The 15,440-nt window shown below is 64.9% G+C and carries 10 protein-coding genes and 3 pseudogenes; 8 read left to right on the top strand and 5 right to left on the bottom strand.

Annotation, left to right across the window (positions count from 1 at the left end):
* Positions 1–73: 73 nt before the first annotated feature.
* From folD to fixL, 3 genes are all read right to left on the bottom strand, one after another.
* The gene (folD, locus tag DCN14_RS25800; RefSeq protein WP_096507229.1) at positions 74–931 is read right to left on the bottom strand and encodes a bifunctional methylenetetrahydrofolate dehydrogenase/methenyltetrahydrofolate cyclohydrolase FolD; all 858 of its coding nucleotides are present in this window, start codon (positions 929–931) and stop codon (positions 74–76) included.
* Between the two features lie 236 nt (positions 932–1,167).
* Entirely contained in the window at positions 1,168–1,806 is a 639-nt protein-coding gene (gene fixJ, locus DCN14_RS25795) for an oxygen response regulator transcription factor FixJ (RefSeq protein ID WP_006493245.1), read from the bottom strand.
* The gene (fixL, locus tag DCN14_RS25790) at positions 1,803–4,319 is read right to left on the bottom strand and encodes an oxygen sensor histidine kinase FixL (RefSeq protein ID WP_096507330.1); all 2,517 of its coding nucleotides are present in this window, start codon (positions 4,317–4,319) and stop codon (positions 1,803–1,805) included. The genes fixJ and fixL overlap by 4 nt, the downstream gene beginning before the upstream one ends.
* Between fixL and DCN14_RS39180 the strand changes: the two are divergent.
* From DCN14_RS39180 to lpdA, 6 genes and pseudogenes are all read left to right on the top strand, one after another.
* Positions 4,239–4,456: pseudogene (locus tag DCN14_RS39180) on the top strand (hypothetical protein); the annotation flags it as partial. The gene fixL and the pseudogene DCN14_RS39180 sit on opposite strands and share 81 nt — an antisense overlap.
* Positions 4,457–4,591: 135 nt before the next feature.
* The gene (aceE, locus tag DCN14_RS25780) at positions 4,592–7,288 is read left to right on the top strand and encodes a pyruvate dehydrogenase (acetyl-transferring), homodimeric type (RefSeq protein WP_096507331.1); all 2,697 of its coding nucleotides are present in this window, start codon (positions 4,592–4,594) and stop codon (positions 7,286–7,288) included.
* A gap of 70 nt (positions 7,289–7,358) precedes the next feature.
* Entirely contained in the window at positions 7,359–8,981 is a 1,623-nt protein-coding gene (gene aceF / locus DCN14_RS25775; protein ID WP_096507230.1) for a dihydrolipoyllysine-residue acetyltransferase, read from the top strand.
* Between the two features lie 269 nt (positions 8,982–9,250).
* Positions 9,251–9,412: pseudogene (locus DCN14_RS39175) on the top strand (biotin/lipoyl-containing protein); the annotation flags it as partial.
* Positions 9,370–9,681 (top strand): annotated as a pseudogene (locus DCN14_RS39170) (hypothetical protein); the annotation flags it as partial. The pseudogenes DCN14_RS39175 and DCN14_RS39170, both read left to right, overlap by 43 nt.
* Positions 9,623–11,017: a dihydrolipoyl dehydrogenase gene (lpdA, locus tag DCN14_RS25765; RefSeq protein ID WP_346265281.1), complete on the top strand. Its 1,395-nt coding sequence runs from the start codon at positions 9,623–9,625 to the stop codon at positions 11,015–11,017. The pseudogene DCN14_RS39170 and the gene lpdA, both read left to right, overlap by 59 nt.
* A 204-nt stretch (positions 11,018–11,221) precedes the next feature.
* On the opposite strand, the gene DCN14_RS25760 is transcribed toward lpdA, so the two are convergent.
* Positions 11,222–11,788, bottom strand: a complete 567-nt coding sequence (locus DCN14_RS25760) for a phasin family protein (RefSeq protein ID WP_096507232.1) — start codon at positions 11,786–11,788, stop codon at positions 11,222–11,224.
* Positions 11,789–12,442: 654 nt separating this feature from the next.
* Between DCN14_RS25760 and pbpG the strand changes: the two genes are divergently transcribed.
* Positions 12,443–13,591, top strand: coding sequence for a D-alanyl-D-alanine endopeptidase (pbpG, locus tag DCN14_RS25755; protein WP_096507233.1), 1,149 nt, complete (start codon positions 12,443–12,445; stop codon positions 13,589–13,591).
* 117 nt (positions 13,592–13,708) lie between these two features.
* Here the strand turns inward: pbpG and DCN14_RS25750 are convergent, their stop codons facing one another.
* Positions 13,709–14,518 (bottom strand): IclR family transcriptional regulator, encoded by an 810-nt coding sequence (locus DCN14_RS25750; protein WP_096507234.1) that lies wholly within the window; start codon positions 14,516–14,518, stop codon positions 13,709–13,711.
* Between the two features lie 182 nt (positions 14,519–14,700).
* On the opposite strand from DCN14_RS25750, the gene DCN14_RS25740 reads away from it, so the two are divergent.
* A complete protein-coding gene (locus DCN14_RS25740) occupies positions 14,701–15,423 on the top strand; it encodes a (Fe-S)-binding protein (protein WP_096507235.1) in 723 nt (240 codons plus the stop codon).
* The last annotated feature ends 17 nt before the right edge of the window (positions 15,424–15,440 follow it).

Below are 15,440 nucleotides of genomic sequence, written 5' to 3'. Positions count from 1 at the left end.
CATGACGCGGCCGCGACGGCGGCCGGCAAGATGCCGGCGCACGAATGCGCGCCGGCTGGGCGGGGCAGGACGATCAGGCGGCCGCGGCGGCGCGCTCGGCGGCTTCGATCGTGTTGATCAGCAGCATCGTGATGGTCATCGGCCCGACGCCGCCCGGCACCGGCGTGATGTGGCCGGCGACTTCCTTCACGCCGGTGAAGTCGACGTCGCCGCACAGCTTGCCCGCGTCGTCGCGGTTCATGCCGACGTCGATCACCGTCGCGCCCGGCTTCACCATGTCGGCCGTCAGGATGTTGCGCTTGCCGACCGCGGCAACCACGATGTCGGCCTGGCGCGTGTGTGCGGCGAGGTCGCGCGTCTTGCTGTGGCAGATCGTCACGGTCGCGCCGGCTTCGAGCAGCAGCATCGCCATCGGCTTGCCGACGATGTTCGAGCGGCCGATCACGACGGCGTTCGCGCCCTGCAGCGGGATGCCGTGCGCTTCGAACATCTTCATCACGCCGTACGGCGTGCACGGGCGGAACAGCGGCTTGCCGGTCATCAGCGCGCCGGCATTCGCGACGTGGAAACCGTCGACGTCCTTCTCCGGTGCGATCGCCTCGATCACCTTGTGGCTGTCGATGTGCGCGGGCAGCGGCAGCTGGACCAGGATGCCGTGGATCTTCGGATCGCGGTTCAGCGCGTCGATGCGCGCGAGCAGATCGGCTTCCGACAGCGTTTCCGGGTACGCGTCCTTTTGCGAGAAGAAGCCGTTGTCCTCGCACGCCTTGATCTTGTTGCGCACGTAGACTTCGCTCGCCGGGTTGGCGCCGACGAGGATCACCGCGAGGCCGGGCTGGTGGCCGCGTGCGGTCAGGGCGGCGGCGCGTTCGGCGGCCTGCGCGCGCAAGGTCTTCGATAGGGCGTTGCCGTCGATGAGGAGGGCTGTCATGGTGGTGGTCCTGCCGGGAAGTTGGAATGCGGGCGTGCGGCGCGCGAAACGCCGCAGCAAAGCACGCAATTATACCGTTCGCTTGTCGTCGTCCGACAGCGAATACACGGGAAGCGTCATGGCGGCGGTGCGAGACGTCCCGCGACGAAAGCGGGAAAGCACCGCGCGAGTGGGCCGCATCGCGCGGCGCGGTGGCGCGGCCGGCCGGACAGGCGCCCCGCGGCCGCGAGCAACGCTCAGGCCTGCTTCTTGGACAGCGCGAGGCGCAGCAGATCGGCCACGGTGTTGACGTTGAGCTTTTCCATGATGTTCGCGCGGTGCGCTTCGACCGTCTTGATGCTGATCCCGAGATCGTCGGCGATCTGCTTGTTCAGGCGGCCCGCGATGATGCGCTCGAGCACCTGCTGTTCGCGCGCGGTCAGCTTCGACAGGCGTTCGCTGGCGGCGCGCTGCTCCTGGACGCTCTTGCTTTCGCTTCGGGCCTTGTCGAGCATCCGCTCGACGAGCTTGCGCAGCTCGGCCTCGTCGAACGGTTTCTCGATAAAGTCCATCGCACCCTTTTTCATCGTGGACACCGCCATCGGCACGTCGCCGTGGCCCGTGACGAAGATGATCGGCAGCGCGGCGTTGTCGGCGATCAGGCGCTCCTGCAGTTCGAGGCCGCTCATGCCCGACATCCGTACGTCGAGGATCAGGCATGCGATCTGGCCGGCCTGCTGCGCCGGCTGATAGGCATCGAGGAACTGCTCGGCGCTCGAGAAGCATTGCACGCGATAGCCGTTCGCCTCCAGCAGCCAGCGCAGCGAGTCCCGTACGGCCTCGTCGTCGTCGACGACGAAGACAGTTTCCTGAGTGGTGGTGACAGGGCTATTCATAGTTCTCCCGTAACGGTATGTGATGCCGATGCCTCGCGCCCCCCTTGGCCGAGATCAGCGGGTTCCCCAATGGGCAGGCTGCAGTGGAATGTCGCGCCGGAAATGCGGCCGTCCGGTTCGACATTGTTGACCACCCACAGACGCCCCCGATGCGATTCGATGATCGAACGGCAGATGTTCAGCCCCATGCCCATGCCATCGGACTTGGTGCTGTAAAACGGTTCGAACAGGCGCTCGGCGGTCGCTTCGTCGACGCCCGGGCCTTGGTCGATCACGCGGATGTCGACGAATCCCGCATCGATGTCGGCGACGACGCGGATCATGCCGTCCGCCGACGCCGGCTTCACGTCGGCCATCGCTTCGGCCGCGTTCTTCATCAGGTTCATGAGCACCTGCTCGATCAGCACGGGGTCGACATAAATAATAGGCATTCTTGCGAGGATTTCCGTGACGATCCGGATCCTGCGCTTTCTGGCCTCGATCTCGGCGAGCCCGACCGCGTCGGCGACGATGTCCGCGACGCGCGCCGGCTGGCGCTTGGGCTCGCTGCGCTTCACGAATTCGCGGATGCGCTTGACGATCATTCCCGCGCGCAGCGCCTGCTGCGCGGTCTTCTCTAGCGCGGGCTGCAAGGTTTCGGGCGTGCCGCGGCTGCTCTTCACGAGCGCGAGCGTGCCCGAGCAGTAGTTGTTGATCGCGGCGAGCGGCTGATTCAGTTCGTGCGCGATCGACGACGCCATTTCGCCCATCGTCATCAATCGGCTCGTGAACTGCAGCTTCTCTTCCTGCTGGTGCGCGAGTTCCTGCGCCTTCTTGCGGGTGGTGATGTCGGTCGCGATCTGCATCTGCGCGAGGTGGCCGTCCACCCACTGGATGTACTGGCGGCGCACCTCGAACCACTTCTGGATGCTCTCGACGTACACCTCCTGCGCGTCCGCCGTGCTGCTTGTCAGCGCGGCCGCCGGCAGGCCCGCGAACGCGTCGACCATGTCGATCGAGTCCGACGATGCCTGCGCACGATCGAAACCGCCGCCCGACAGCTCGAGGTGACCGTCCGGGCGGATGCCGAACAGGTGGCGGTAGTAGCGGTTCGCGAACAGCAGCTCGGCTTCGTCGGCGGCGAGCACCGACACGGCGGCGTCGAGGCTTTCGAGCACCGTCGTGAAGCGCTCGTGCGCGGCCGCGAGTTCCTCGCGCGCGCGCTTCGGCTCGGTGATGTCGGTCATCGACGACATCCAGCCCGTCTGGCGGCCCGAGCTGTCGATCAGCGGCGACACGTAGAGACGTGCATGGAACAGCGTGCCGTTCTTGCGCCGCACGCGCAGCTCGAAGCCCGAACTCGGCGCCTTGCCGCGCAGCGTCATGTCGAGCTGGCGCTGCATTTCCGGGTACGCGTCGCGCGGCCAGTACGGGAACGGCGCGACCTTGCCGACGAGGTCGGTCTCGTCCCAGCCCGTCATCCGGCAGAACGCCGGGTTCACGTGCGTGATGCGGCCGTGCATGTCGAGCACGCGCATGCCGATCAGCACCGAGTTTTCCATCGCGCGACGGAAGAAGGCTTCGGCGTACAGCGCCTGCTGCGCCTCGAAGCGCTGGCGCGTGTGTTTCCACAGGCTCCAGAGGCTCCACAGCACGAAGCACGACAGGCCGGCGACGAGCCACACGAGCGTATTGTTGGTCAGGTTCGTGAGCTGCGGGAACGCGTACACGCGCACGGTCAGCCCCTGGCCCGGCGGGTCGAGCGGCAGGTCGTAGTGGGAGTCGCGCGGCAGGCGCGGGCGCGTCGACGTCGACGACAGCTCGCGGTTGTTCGCGTCGGTGATCGAGATCTTGTACTTCGACGACAACTCCTGCGGGATGTCGTGCTTCAGGATCCCTTCGACCGAGAACACCGCGGCGATCGAGCCGAGATATTCGCGGTCGCCGCGCATCACGGGCGTCTGCAGCGTGATGTAGCCGTTGCCGAAGTCGTCGTAGATCAGCGGCGAATAGGCCTGGCGGCGCGTGCTGCGCGCTTCGTCGTATGCGCCGCGCACGGCGTCCTGCATCTGCGCGTCGCCGGGCTTCGCGAGCCGCTGGCCGAGCAGCGGCGGGTGCACGGTCGGCCAGCGCTGCACGCCGGGCGACGTATACCAGTTCAGATAGAGGATTTCCGGATGCGTCTGCATCACGTCCGCGACGGCCATCTGGAACGCGTTCTGGTCGAGGCGGCCGGACGCGAGATCGCGCGACAGCGCCTGCAATTGTTCCTGCGCGCCCGTCATCGACAGGCGGATCTGCTGCTGCGCCCACGCGACGTTACGGAACAGGGTGTCTTCCTGCTGTTGCTGTTCGCGGCGATTGAGGCTCCATAGAATGAGGCTCATTACCACAAGGAACACGAGGATCGACAGCAGCGGGGTCAGCAAATAGGAATTGGACCACCACGGTCCGTGGTGCCAGCGAGACGGCTGCGACTCCGCCGGCGGGCCCGACGGTCGCGCCGAGCGTGCGAAAAGCCGATCGGTCAACATGGCAGGATTGTAGCGCAGCGCAATACATGGAAAACCTATACCGGATATGTTGAACGGAAACGGATTTGTCCGGATGGCGCGTGCCGGAGACGCCCGAAACAAGGGTGCGGCGCAGCAATATTCCGCATTATGAGAAAAGATCTCATAATTCGAAAATTTTGTTGCCCGGGCCGTACACGCTCATTACAATCCGTCGGAGCTTGCCCGCAGCCGGCCGCGTCGCGACGTCTGCATCAGAGCGATCCTCACATTCCAGGACCCAGGAGACGAGAATGTCCGCTGTACCGAACGAAGTGATGAAGTATGTCGCCGCCGAACGTGACGACGACCCGCAAGAAACCGTTGAATGGCTCGAGTCGCTCGACGGCGTGATCTCCTCCGTGGGCACCGGCCGCGCGCACTACCTGATCGAAAAGCAGATCGAATTCGCTCGCATGCACGGCGAACACCTGCCGTTTTCCGCCAATACCCCGTACATCAACACGATTCCGGTCGCAGCCCAGGCGAAGATCCCGGGCGACCAGGACGTCGAGCACCGCATCCGTTCGTACACGCGCTGGAACGCGCTGGCGATGGTGCTGCGCGCCGGCAAGGACACGAACGTCGGCGGCCACATCGCATCGTTCGCGTCGGCCGCGACGCTCTACGACGTCGGCTACAACCACTTCTGGCACGCGGCGTCCGACCAGCACGGCGGCGATCTCGTGTTCGTGCAGGGCCACTCGTCGCCGGGCGTGTATTCCCGCGCGTTCCTGCTCGGCCGCCTGAAGGAAGAGCAGCTCGACAACTTCCGTCAGGAAGTCGACGGCAACGGCATTTCGTCGTACCCGCACCCGTGGCTGATGCCGGACTTCTGGCAGTTCCCGACCGTGTCGATGGGTCTCGGCCCGATCATGGCGATCTACCAGGCCCGCTTCATGAAGTACCTGCAGGCGCGCGGCATCGCGAAGACGGAAGGCCGCAAGGTGTGGGCGTTCCTCGGCGACGGCGAGACGGACGAACCGGAATCGCTCGGCGCGATCGGGATGGCGAGCCGCGAGAAGCTCGACAACCTCGTGTTCGTGATCAACTGCAACCTGCAGCGTCTCGACGGCCCGGTGCGCGGCAACGGCAAGATCATCCAGGAACTCGAATCGGAATTCCGCGGCGCCGGCTGGAACGTGATCAAGGTCATCTGGGGCAGCCGCTGGGATGCGCTGTTCGCACGCGACAAGTCGGGCGCGCTGATGCGCCGCATGATGGAAGCCGTCGACGGCGAATACCAGACGTACAAGTCGGAGTCGGGCGCGTTCGTGCGCGAACACTTCTTCAACACGCCTGAACTGAAGGCGCTGGTCGCCGACTGGTCCGACGACGACATCTGGGCGCTGAACCGCGGCGGCCACGATCCGCACAAGATCTACGCGGCGTTCCACGAAGCCACGCACACGAAGGGCGCGCCGACCGTCATCCTCGCGAAGACCATCAAGGGCTACGGGATGGGCGAGTCGGGCCAGGCGATGAACATCACGCACCAGCAGAAGAAGCTGCCGGTCGAGCAACTGAAGAAGTTCCGTGACCAGTTCCGCCTGCCGATCACCGACGAGCAGATCGCCGACGTGCCGTACCTGAAGTTCGAGGAAGGCTCGAAGGAACTCGAATACATGCGCCAGAAGCGCATGGACCTCGGCGGCTACCTGCCGCATCGCCGCGAGAAGGCGACGTCGCTGCCGGTGCCGGCGCTCGACGCGTTCGAGCCGCTGCTGAAGGGCACGGGCGAAGGCCGCGAGATCTCGACGACGATGGCGTTCGTGCGCGTCCTGAACATCCTGCTGAAGGACAAGACGCTCGGCAAGCGCGTCGTGCCGATCGTCCCGGACGAATCGCGTACGTTCGGCATGGAAGGCCTGTTCCGCCAGATCGGTATCTGGAACCAGGAAGGCCAGAAGTACGTGCCGGAAGATTCCGACCAGCTGATGTTCTACAAGGAATCGGAAACCGGCCAGATCCTGCAGGAAGGCATCAACGAAGCGGGCGGCATGTGCGACTGGATCGCGGCGGCGACGTCGTATTCGACGCACGGCGAGATCATGGTGCCGTTCTACATCTTCTACTCGATGTTCGGCTTCCAGCGGATCGGCGACCTGGCATGGGCCGCGGGCGACATGCGCTCGCGCGGCTTCCTGCTCGGCGGCACCGCAGGCCGTACGACGCTGAACGGCGAAGGCCTGCAGCACGAAGACGGTCACTCGCTCCTGTGGGCGGCATCGGTGCCGAACTGCGTGAGCTACGACCCGACGTTCGGCTACGAACTCGCCGTGATCATCCAGGACGGTCTGCGCCGCATGGTGCAGGACCAGGAAGACGTGTACTACTACATCACGGTGATGAACGAGAACTACGAGCACCCGGCGATTCCGCAGGGCGAGCACGTGGCTGCCGACATCATCAAGGGCATGTACGCGTTCAAGAAGGCCGACGCCGACAAGAAGGCGCCGCGCGTGCAACTGCTCGGCGCGGGCACGATCTTCAACGAAGTGATTGCCGCCGCCGACCTGCTGAAGAACGACTGGGGCGTTGCCGCCGATCTGTGGAGCGTGCCGAGCTTCACCGAACTCGCGCGTGAAGGTCACGAAATCGAGCGCTGGAACCTGCTCCATCCGACCGAAGAGCGTCGTCTGTCGCACGTCCAGAAGTGCCTGAAGGACACGCAAGGTCCGGTCATCGCGTCGACCGACTACGTGCGCGCGCTGGTCGACCAGATCCGTGGTCAGATCGACCGCCGCTTCGTCGTGCTGGGCACGGACGGCTTCGGTCGTTCGGACACCCGCGAGAAACTGCGTCACTTCTTCGAAGTCGACCGTCACTGGGTTACTGTCGCCGCGCTCAACGCGCTGGCCGACGAAGGCACGATCGAGCGCAAGGTGGTCGCGGAAGCGATCGCCAAGTACAACCTCGATCCGTCGAAGCCCAACCCGATGACCGTTTAACGCACACGCGCCGTGTGACGCCGCGCGCCGCTTCCGGGAGGGGCGCGCGCGGCCATGGAGACACAAAAAGATGAGTCAAGCGATCGAAGTGAAGGTGCCGGATATCGGCGATTACAAGGACGTGCCCGTCATCGAGGTGCTCGTCAAGGTGGGCGACACGGTCGAGCCCGAGCAGTCGCTCGTCACGCTCGAGTCGGACAAGGCGACGATGGATGTCCCGAGTCCGGCGGCCGGCACGGTCAAGGAAGTGAAGATCAAGGTGGGCGATTCCGTGTCGGAAGGCTCGCTGATCATCCTGCTCGAAGGCGGCGCCGCGGCGCAGGTGAACGGCGCGGCCGCACCGGCAGTGGCTCCGGCGGCAGCGCCCGCACCGGCCGCCGCCGCTCCGGCTGCGGCACCGGCCGCATCGGGCGGCACGCTCGAAGTGAAGGTGCCCGACATCGGCGACTACAAGGATGTCCCGGTGATCGAGATCGGCGTGAAGGTCGGCGACACGGTCGAGAAGGAGCAGTCGCTCGTCACGCTCGAGTCGGACAAGGCGACGATGGACGTGCCGAGCCCGGCCGCCGGCGTCGTGAAGGAAATCAAGGTCAAGGTGGGCGACTCGGTATCGGAAGGCACGCTGATCGTGCTGCTCGAAGCCGCAGGCGCACCGGCTGCCGCCGCGCCGCAGGCAAGCGCGCCGGCGCCGGCCGCTGCCGCACCGGCACCCGCGAAGGCTGCACCGGCGCCGGCTGCTGCCGCGCCGGCCGCCGCTGCGTCGGGCGAGTACCGTGCAAGCCACGCGTCGCCGTCGGTGCGCAAGTTCGCGCGCGAACTCGGCGTCGAAGTCGCACGCGTGCAGGGTAGCGGTCCGAAGGGCCGTATCACGAAGGACGACATCACGGGCTTCGTGAAGGGCGTGATGACGGGCCAGCGCGCAGCGCCGGGCGCAGCAGCTGCGCCGGCGGGCGGCGGCGAGCTGAACCTGCTGCCGTGGCCGAAGGTCGACTTCTCGAAGTTCGGCCCGTTCGAGGCGAAGCCGCTGTCGCGCATCAAGAAGATCTCGGGCGCGAACCTGCATCGCAACTGGGTGATGATCCCGCACGTCACGAACAACGACGAAGCGGACATCACCGAGCTCGAAGCACTGCGCGTGCAACTGAACAAGGAACACGAGAAGGCGGGCGTGAAGTTCACGATGCTCGCATTCGTGATCAAGGCGGTCGTCGCGGCGCTGAAGAAGTTCCCGACCTTCAACGCGAGCCTCGACGGCGACAACCTGGTGTTCAAGCAGTACTACCACGTCGGTTTCGCCGCGGACACGCCGAACGGTCTCGTCGTGCCGGTGATCCGCGATGCGGACAAGAAGGGCCTCGTCGATATCGCGAAGGAAATGGCCGAGCTGTCGAAGGCGGCGCGCGACGGCAAGCTGAAGCCGGACCAGATGCAGGGCGGCTGCTTCTCGATCTCGTCGCTCGGCGGGATCGGCGGCACCAACTTCACGCCGATCATCAACGCGCCGGAAGTGGCAATCCTCGGGTTGTCGCGCGGCCAGATGAAGCCGGTGTGGGACGGCAAGCAGTTCGTGCCGCGCCTGACGCTGCCGCTGTCGCTGTCGTATGACCATCGCGTCATCGATGGCGCGGAAGCCGCGCGGTTCAATGCGTATCTCGGGGCGTTGCTCGGGGATTTCCGTCGCATCATTCTTTGATGAGCTGAGGGCTCTCGCGGGGCGTGGTTTTTTGTCGGTTCGCCGTGCCCCGTCGTTGAACCTGTTTTGCTAACGGTCTGCTAGCGTTGCCCCTGCGCGGGGCGGCGGTTACTTTTCTTTGTCTTCCAAAGAAAAGTAACCAAAAGAAAGGCGCGTCCTTGGGCGGACGGCAAAGGTGGTCCTGCCCAGCGTCGCGTTCTCTTGTCTGGCCGTCGTTCAGCGGTTGAGCCCTCTCCCTCTGTCAGTAGCTAAACAAGAAGGGGACGTATATGAGTCTCATCGAAGTCAAGGTTCCGGATATCGGCGATTTCAGCGGCGTCGATGTCATCGAAGTCAACGTGAAGCCGGGCGACGTGATCGAAAAAGAGCAAACGCTCATCACGCTCGAATCGGACAAAGCCTCCATGGAAGTGCCCAGCGACGTCGCCGGCACGGTCAAGGAAGTCAAGGTCAAGGCCGGCGAGAAAGTCTCGCAAGGCACGGTCATCGCCCTCGTCGAAGCATCGGCAGGCGCAGCCGCTCCCGCGAAAGCACCCGAAGCGGCGAAGCCCGCAGCCGCCGCACCGGCACCGGCCGCCGCCGCTCCGGCAGCAGCGCCGCAAGCCGGCAGCTACGCCGGCGCAGCCGACATCGAGTGCGACATGCTCGTGCTCGGCGCCGGCCCCGGCGGCTACTCGGCTGCCTTCCGCGCAGCCGACCTCGGCATGAAGACGGTGCTCGTCGAACGCTACTCGACGCTCGGCGGCGTGTGCCTGAACGTCGGTTGTATCCCGTCGAAAGCACTGCTGCACACGTCGCTCGTCGTTGAAGAAGCTGCTGCGCTCGCGTCGCACGGCATCACGTTCGGCGCGCCGCAGGTCGACCTCGACAAGCTGCGCGACTTCAAGGGCGGCGTCGTCAAGAAACTGACGACGGGCCTCGCCGGCATGGCGAAGGCGCGCAAGGTCGAAGTCGTGACCGGCGTCGGCGCGTTCGTCGATCCGTTCCACATGGAAGTGCAGGGCGAGAACGGCAAGAAGGTCGTCAAGTTCAAGCAGGCGATCATCGCCGCCGGCTCGCAAGCGGTGAAGCTGCCGTTCATGCCGGAAGATCCGCGCGTCGTCGATTCGACGGGCGCACTCGAACTGCGCCAGTTGCCCAAGCGCATGCTGGTGATCGGCGGCGGCATCATCGGCCTCGAAATGGCAACGGTGTACTCGACGCTCGGTGCCGAGATCGACGTGGTCGAAATGATGGACGGCCTGATGATGGGCGCGGACCGCGATCTCGTGAAGGTCTGGGAAAAGTACAACGCGAAGCGCTTCGGCAACGTGATGCTGAAGACCAAGACGGTCGGCGCGGAAGCGAAGGAAGACGGCATCTACGTGAAGTTCGAGGGCGAAAAGGCCCCGGCGGAAGCGCAGCGCTACGACCTCGTGCTCGTCGCGGTGGGCCGCAGCCCGAACGGCAAGAAGATCGGCGCGGACAAGGCAGGCGTGGCCGTCACCGACCGCGGCTTTATCGACGTCGACAAGCAGATGCGCACGAACGTCCCGCACATCTTCGCGATCGGCGACGTTGTCGGTCAGCCGATGCTCGCGCACAAGGCGGTGCACGAAGGCCACGTCGCAGCGGAAGCGGCACACGGCGAGAAGGCATACTTCGACGCGCTGCAGATTCCGTCGGTGGCGTACACCGATCCGGAAGTGGCATGGGCCGGCAAGACGGAAGACCAGTGCAAGGCCGAAGGCATCAAGTACGGCAAGGCCGTGTTCCCGTGGGCCGCGTCGGGCCGCGCGATCGCGAACGGCCGCGACGAAGGCTTCACGAAGCTGATCTTCGACGAGGAAACCCATCGCGTGATCGGCGGCGGCATCGTCGGCCTGAACGCGGGCGACCTCATCAGCGAAGTGTGCCTCGCCGTTGAAATGGGCGCGGACGCGGAAGACATCGGCAAGACGATCCATCCGCACCCGACGCTCGGCGAATCGGTCGGCATGGCCGCCGAACTGTACGAAGGCGTCTGTACGGACCTGCCGCCGCAACGCAAGAAGTAACGCGACCGGCATGGCCGGCGTTACGCCGGCCAGGAAAAACGCCGCCGCCCGGGAAATCCGGACGGCGGCGTTTTGTTTTGTTCGCGGTCAGCGGCTGCTCGGCATGTTCCGTGCCGGCCGGCGACGGCCCGCAAGGCGTGTGCGTTCCGGCGCCGGAAACGAAAAAGCCGCGCAGTGCGCGGCTCTTTCAGGAGCAGGGGACGCTTACGCGGCCGGCTTGCTCGTGCGGCGCGATGCAGCAGCGCTCGCAGCCTTCGTCGCGACAGCGGCAGCCGCGTTGAAGTTCGTTTCAGCGATCTCGACGGCTTGCTTGGCAGCCTTCTGAACCGTTTCGTACGTCGTGTTCGCGGCGTTCAGTGCCGACTTCAGTGCGGCAACAGCCGTTTCCGAACCGGCCGGGGCGTTCTTCGCGACGTTGTCGACGAGGGCCTGGACCTTCTTGTTCTGCTCTTCGAATTGCGCTTCTGCAACCTTCGCGAATTCGGCTTGCGTCGACGACGCGATTTCATACAGGTGACGGCTGTACGACAGAACCTTTTCCGCGACCGGTTGCGACAGGCTCGCTTGCAGCGCGATCAGCTCTTGCGCGTCCTTCACCGACAGCAGGCGCTGGGCGTTTTCCTGGCTCTCCGTCAGCGTCGACTTCACGACTTGCAGGTTCAGTTCGATCAGCTTTTCGACGCCTTCGAATGCCTTGGTCGTCAGACCGAACAGGCTTTCGAGGTTGGCTTTCTGGGCGGCGGCGATTTGCTCGGGGGTCAGCAAGGACATGTCAAGCTCCTGAAAAGCGATCGCGTCGATCGCAGGGGGAAAGGGCACTACGCTGGGGAATCTCGGTGCCACGTGCTTTGTGCAACGCAGCAATGAGTCGTATTTTAGGGCAGAGAAAAGTCTTGTCAAGTATTTTTTGTGCGTTGCACAATCGCGACAAATTATCGATAAAACAACAAGTTATCGTGGCCGTCCGGAATCGGTTTCAGGCGCGGTCCCACATGGTGCGCACCGCGGCGGGGCAGGCGCGCCGCACCATGATCTTGCACAGGTAAACCTGACAGGCGTGTGGAACGTTATGCTTCTGTCCTTGTCGAAAAGCGCGTCGTTTCAATGCGCGTGCCGTGGCGACGTGCCGCCGCCGCAGCCAAGACCGGTGCCGATGGCACACCGAGCGCCGGATACGTACTTTCCCCGCTTTAATTCGTCGCCGAAGTGACGTTATCTCAATTAACCGTGTGGTAATCGGGAAACGGGTGCTGTCGGGCAGCGCATCCCATCGATTTTTTCAATGGGAGCGGAAGGGGCGATCGATCACGATCGAGCGACCCTTACATTCCGGTTTAACGACGATCGGTAAGTGCCTAATATTGCTCTTTTTTTCAGCTTTAACTACACTTGCGGAAACCTCCCGCCCGCTTTGTCCAGACCCCAATGAAAGCCGAATCGTTTTCACCCCGCAGATTGTTGCAGAGCATGACGCTCGGCACGGCTGTGTCGGTCGCCGTCGCCTTGCTGGCGACCGCCGCGCCCGCTGACGCCTTTGCTGCCACTGCGAACACCCACCACGCCGCCAAAAAGACTGCCTCCGCTTCGTCCGCGAAGAAGAAGTCGGTCAAGGCCGCGTCCGAAAAATCCGCCAAGGTCGCATCGGCCGATGCGCCGCGTGCGAAGGCGTCGCGCAAGCGCGTGACGCTCGCGTCGAACGTGCACGGCCATCGTGGCGCGGTCCGCAAGGTCGCGTTCCAGCCGCGCCGGCCCACCGTGGGTCAGGCGTTCGGCCTGCACGACACGCCGGACGCGCTCGCGCTGCGCTCGAGCGTCGCGTACGTCGTCGACCAGAACACCGGCGAGCCGCTGTTCGACAAGAATTCGCACGCCGTCGTGCCGATCGCGTCGATCTCGAAGCTGATGACGTCGATGGTCGTTCTCGACTCGAAGGCGCCGATGAACGAACAGATCGAAGTCACCGACGAAGATCGCGACTACGAGAAGAACACGGGCTCGCGCCTGTCGGTCGGCTCGGTCCTGTCGCGTGAAGACATGCTGCACATCGCGCTGATGGCTTCGGAAAACCGCGCCGCGGCTGCGCTGTCGCGTTACTACCCGGGCGGCCGTCCGGCGTTCATCGCCGCGATGAACGCGAAGGCCAAGGCGCTCGGGATGACCGACACGCACTTCGAGAATTCGACCGGTCTGTCGAGCTCGAACGTGTCGAGCGCGCGCGACCTCGTGAAGATGGTCAACGCTGCGTACCAGTACCCGATGATCCGTCAGTTCTCGACCGATCGTACGTACGACGTGTACACGGGCAAGCGCAACCTGGTCTACAACAGCACGAACGCGCTGATCCGCGGCAATGGCTCGTGGGACATCGGTCTGCAGAAGACGGGCTTCATCAATGAAGCAGGCGAATGTCTCGTGATGCAGGCGACGATCCATGGCCGGCCGATGGTGATGGTGCTGCTCGATTCGTTCGGCAAGTATTCGCGCTTTGCCGATGCGGCGCGCCTGCGCAACTGGCTCGATGCCGGCGGCGGCGAGCGCCTGACGGCGGCTAATACGGCGAACGGCGGTACCTGATCGGGCTTCGGCGGTTCGCCGCCGTATGCCGGGATCCCCGCGATCGCCGTAACGAAAAAAAGCCCCGCAATCGCGGGGCTTTTTTTCGTTCGGCTGCGGCGCAGCGGGTGGCAGCGCTTATGCGTGCCGCTGCAGCCCGTCCGTGTCCTTCGCGGGCGCGGGCCGGTAGCCGAGCGATTCCGAGATGGTGAGCGCGGTGCGGCTCAACTGGCCGAGCCAGGCGTCCTGCAGGCGGTCGGCCGGGGCCGACAGCGACAGCCCGGCGACGAGCTTGCCCGAATCGTCGTAGATGCCGGCCGCGATACAGCGCACGCCGAGCTCCAGCTCCTCGTTGTCGCGTGCGCACGATTGCTGGCGAACGAGCGTCAGCTCGCGCTCGAGCTTCGCGATGTCGGTGATGCTGTTCTGCGTGTGGCCGGACAACCCCGTGCGCGTTGCGTAGGCGCGCACGCGCGAGGTTTCGTCGACCGCGAGAAACAGCTTGCCGACCGACGTGAGGTGCAGCGGCGCGCGGCCGCCGATCGCGCGGACGACCTGCATCCCCGAGCGCTCCGAATACGCGCGCTCGATATAGACGATCTCGTCGCCCTGACGTACCGACAGGTTGACGGTCTGGCCGGTGAGGCGGTGCAGCTCGCGCATCGGCATCAGCGCCGCGTCGCGTACCGACAGGCGCGCCTTCACGAGATTGCCGAGCTCGAGCAGCCGCATGCCGAGCCGGTACGTACCGGGATCGGAGCGGTCGACGAGGCGGCAGGTCACCATGTCGTTGAGGATGCGGTGTGCGGTCGACGGATGCAGATCCGTGCGCTGCGCAAGCTCCTTCAGGCTGACGGGGTCGCTGTGCGCAGCAAGCGCGTCCAGCAGCCGCATCATGCGTTCGATCACCTGGATCGACGTTTTGGAATCCGGGGTGGGTTGGCTCATGTCGGGGGAGAATCGGTTGACGCGTCAAGCGGTGTTGCGTCGATTGTATCTCGTATCGTGAAAAAAGCGAACGCCGTTCGAGGAAGTCCTCGCATCTGGCGGTGTGCGCTTGCGTGTGCGCCGGCGTTGGTCTTGCCGGTCAAACGGCGGATAATGAGAGCCGTTTTCTCGAAGGAGCACGTATGCGAGTCGGTTTGTTCGTGACCTGCCTGGTCGATCTGATGCGTCCGGAAATCGGTTTTTCGGCGCTGAAGCTGATTCGCGACGCCGGCTACGAGGTGTTCGTGCCGCCCGCGCAGACGTGCTGCGGCCAGCCGGCCTACAACTCGGGCGACCGCGCGCTCGCGCGCGATCTCGCGGAAAAGACATTGCGCGAATTCGAGCAGTTCGATTACGTCGTCGCGCCGTCGGGCTCGTGCGGCGGGATGATCCGCGCGCACTACGGCGACCTGTTTCGCGACGACCCCGAACTGATGGGGCGCTATGGGCGGTTCCAGCAGAAAGTCTACGAACTGACCGATTTCCTTGTGAACGTCGCGAAGGTCACGCTCGCTCCAGGCGAATTCACGGGACCCGTCACCTATCACGACTCGTGCTCGGGGCTGCGCGAACTCGGCGTGAAGGCGCAGCCGCGCGCGCTGCTCGCGCAGCGCGGCGTCGCCGTGACCGAAATGAAGGATTGCGAGCACTGCTGCGGCTTCGGCGGCACGTTCGCGGTGAAGTACGGCGATATCTCGGCGGCCATCGCGGACGAGAAATGCGCGAACGTCCGGGCCTCCGGCACGGGCGCCGTCGTGCTCGGCGATCTCGGCTGCATGCTGAACATCGAAGGGCGGTTGCGCCGCACGGGCGACCGCGACACCCGCGTGCTGCATGTCGCGCAGGTGCTGGCGGGCGACGTCTGACGCCCGGTTCCGCTCAC

It is taken from the genome of Burkholderia sp. IDO3 (assembly GCF_003366075.1).
Lineage (GTDB): Bacteria > Pseudomonadota > Gammaproteobacteria > Burkholderiales > Burkholderiaceae > Burkholderia > Burkholderia anthina.
Note: the sequence above shows the minus strand (reverse complement) of the source record. Positions and strands in the feature narration are given on the sequence as shown.

Excerpts from the sequence above, each read along its gene's own strand:
- folD (WP_096507229.1), bottom strand. The coding sequence starts at position 931 with ATGACAGCCCTCCTCATCGACGGCAACGCCCTATCGAAGACCTTGCGC.
- fixJ (WP_006493245.1), bottom strand. The coding sequence starts at position 1,806 with ATGAATAGCCCTGTCACCACCACTCAGGAAACTGTCTTCGTCGTCGAC.
- fixL (WP_096507330.1), bottom strand. The coding sequence starts at position 4,319 with ATGTTGACCGATCGGCTTTTCGCACGCTCGGCGCGACCGTCGGGCCCG.
- aceE (WP_096507331.1), top strand. The coding sequence starts at position 4,592 with ATGTCCGCTGTACCGAACGAAGTGATGAAGTATGTCGCCGCCGAACGT.
- aceF (WP_096507230.1), top strand. The coding sequence starts at position 7,359 with ATGAGTCAAGCGATCGAAGTGAAGGTGCCGGATATCGGCGATTACAAG.
- lpdA (WP_346265281.1), top strand. The coding sequence starts at position 9,623 with ATGCTCGTGCTCGGCGCCGGCCCCGGCGGCTACTCGGCTGCCTTCCGC.
- DCN14_RS25760 (WP_096507232.1), bottom strand. The coding sequence starts at position 11,788 with ATGTCCTTGCTGACCCCCGAGCAAATCGCCGCCGCCCAGAAAGCCAAC.
- pbpG (WP_096507233.1), top strand. The coding sequence starts at position 12,443 with ATGAAAGCCGAATCGTTTTCACCCCGCAGATTGTTGCAGAGCATGACG.
- DCN14_RS25750 (WP_096507234.1), bottom strand. The coding sequence starts at position 14,518 with ATGAGCCAACCCACCCCGGATTCCAAAACGTCGATCCAGGTGATCGAA.
- DCN14_RS25740 (WP_096507235.1), top strand. The coding sequence starts at position 14,701 with ATGCGAGTCGGTTTGTTCGTGACCTGCCTGGTCGATCTGATGCGTCCG.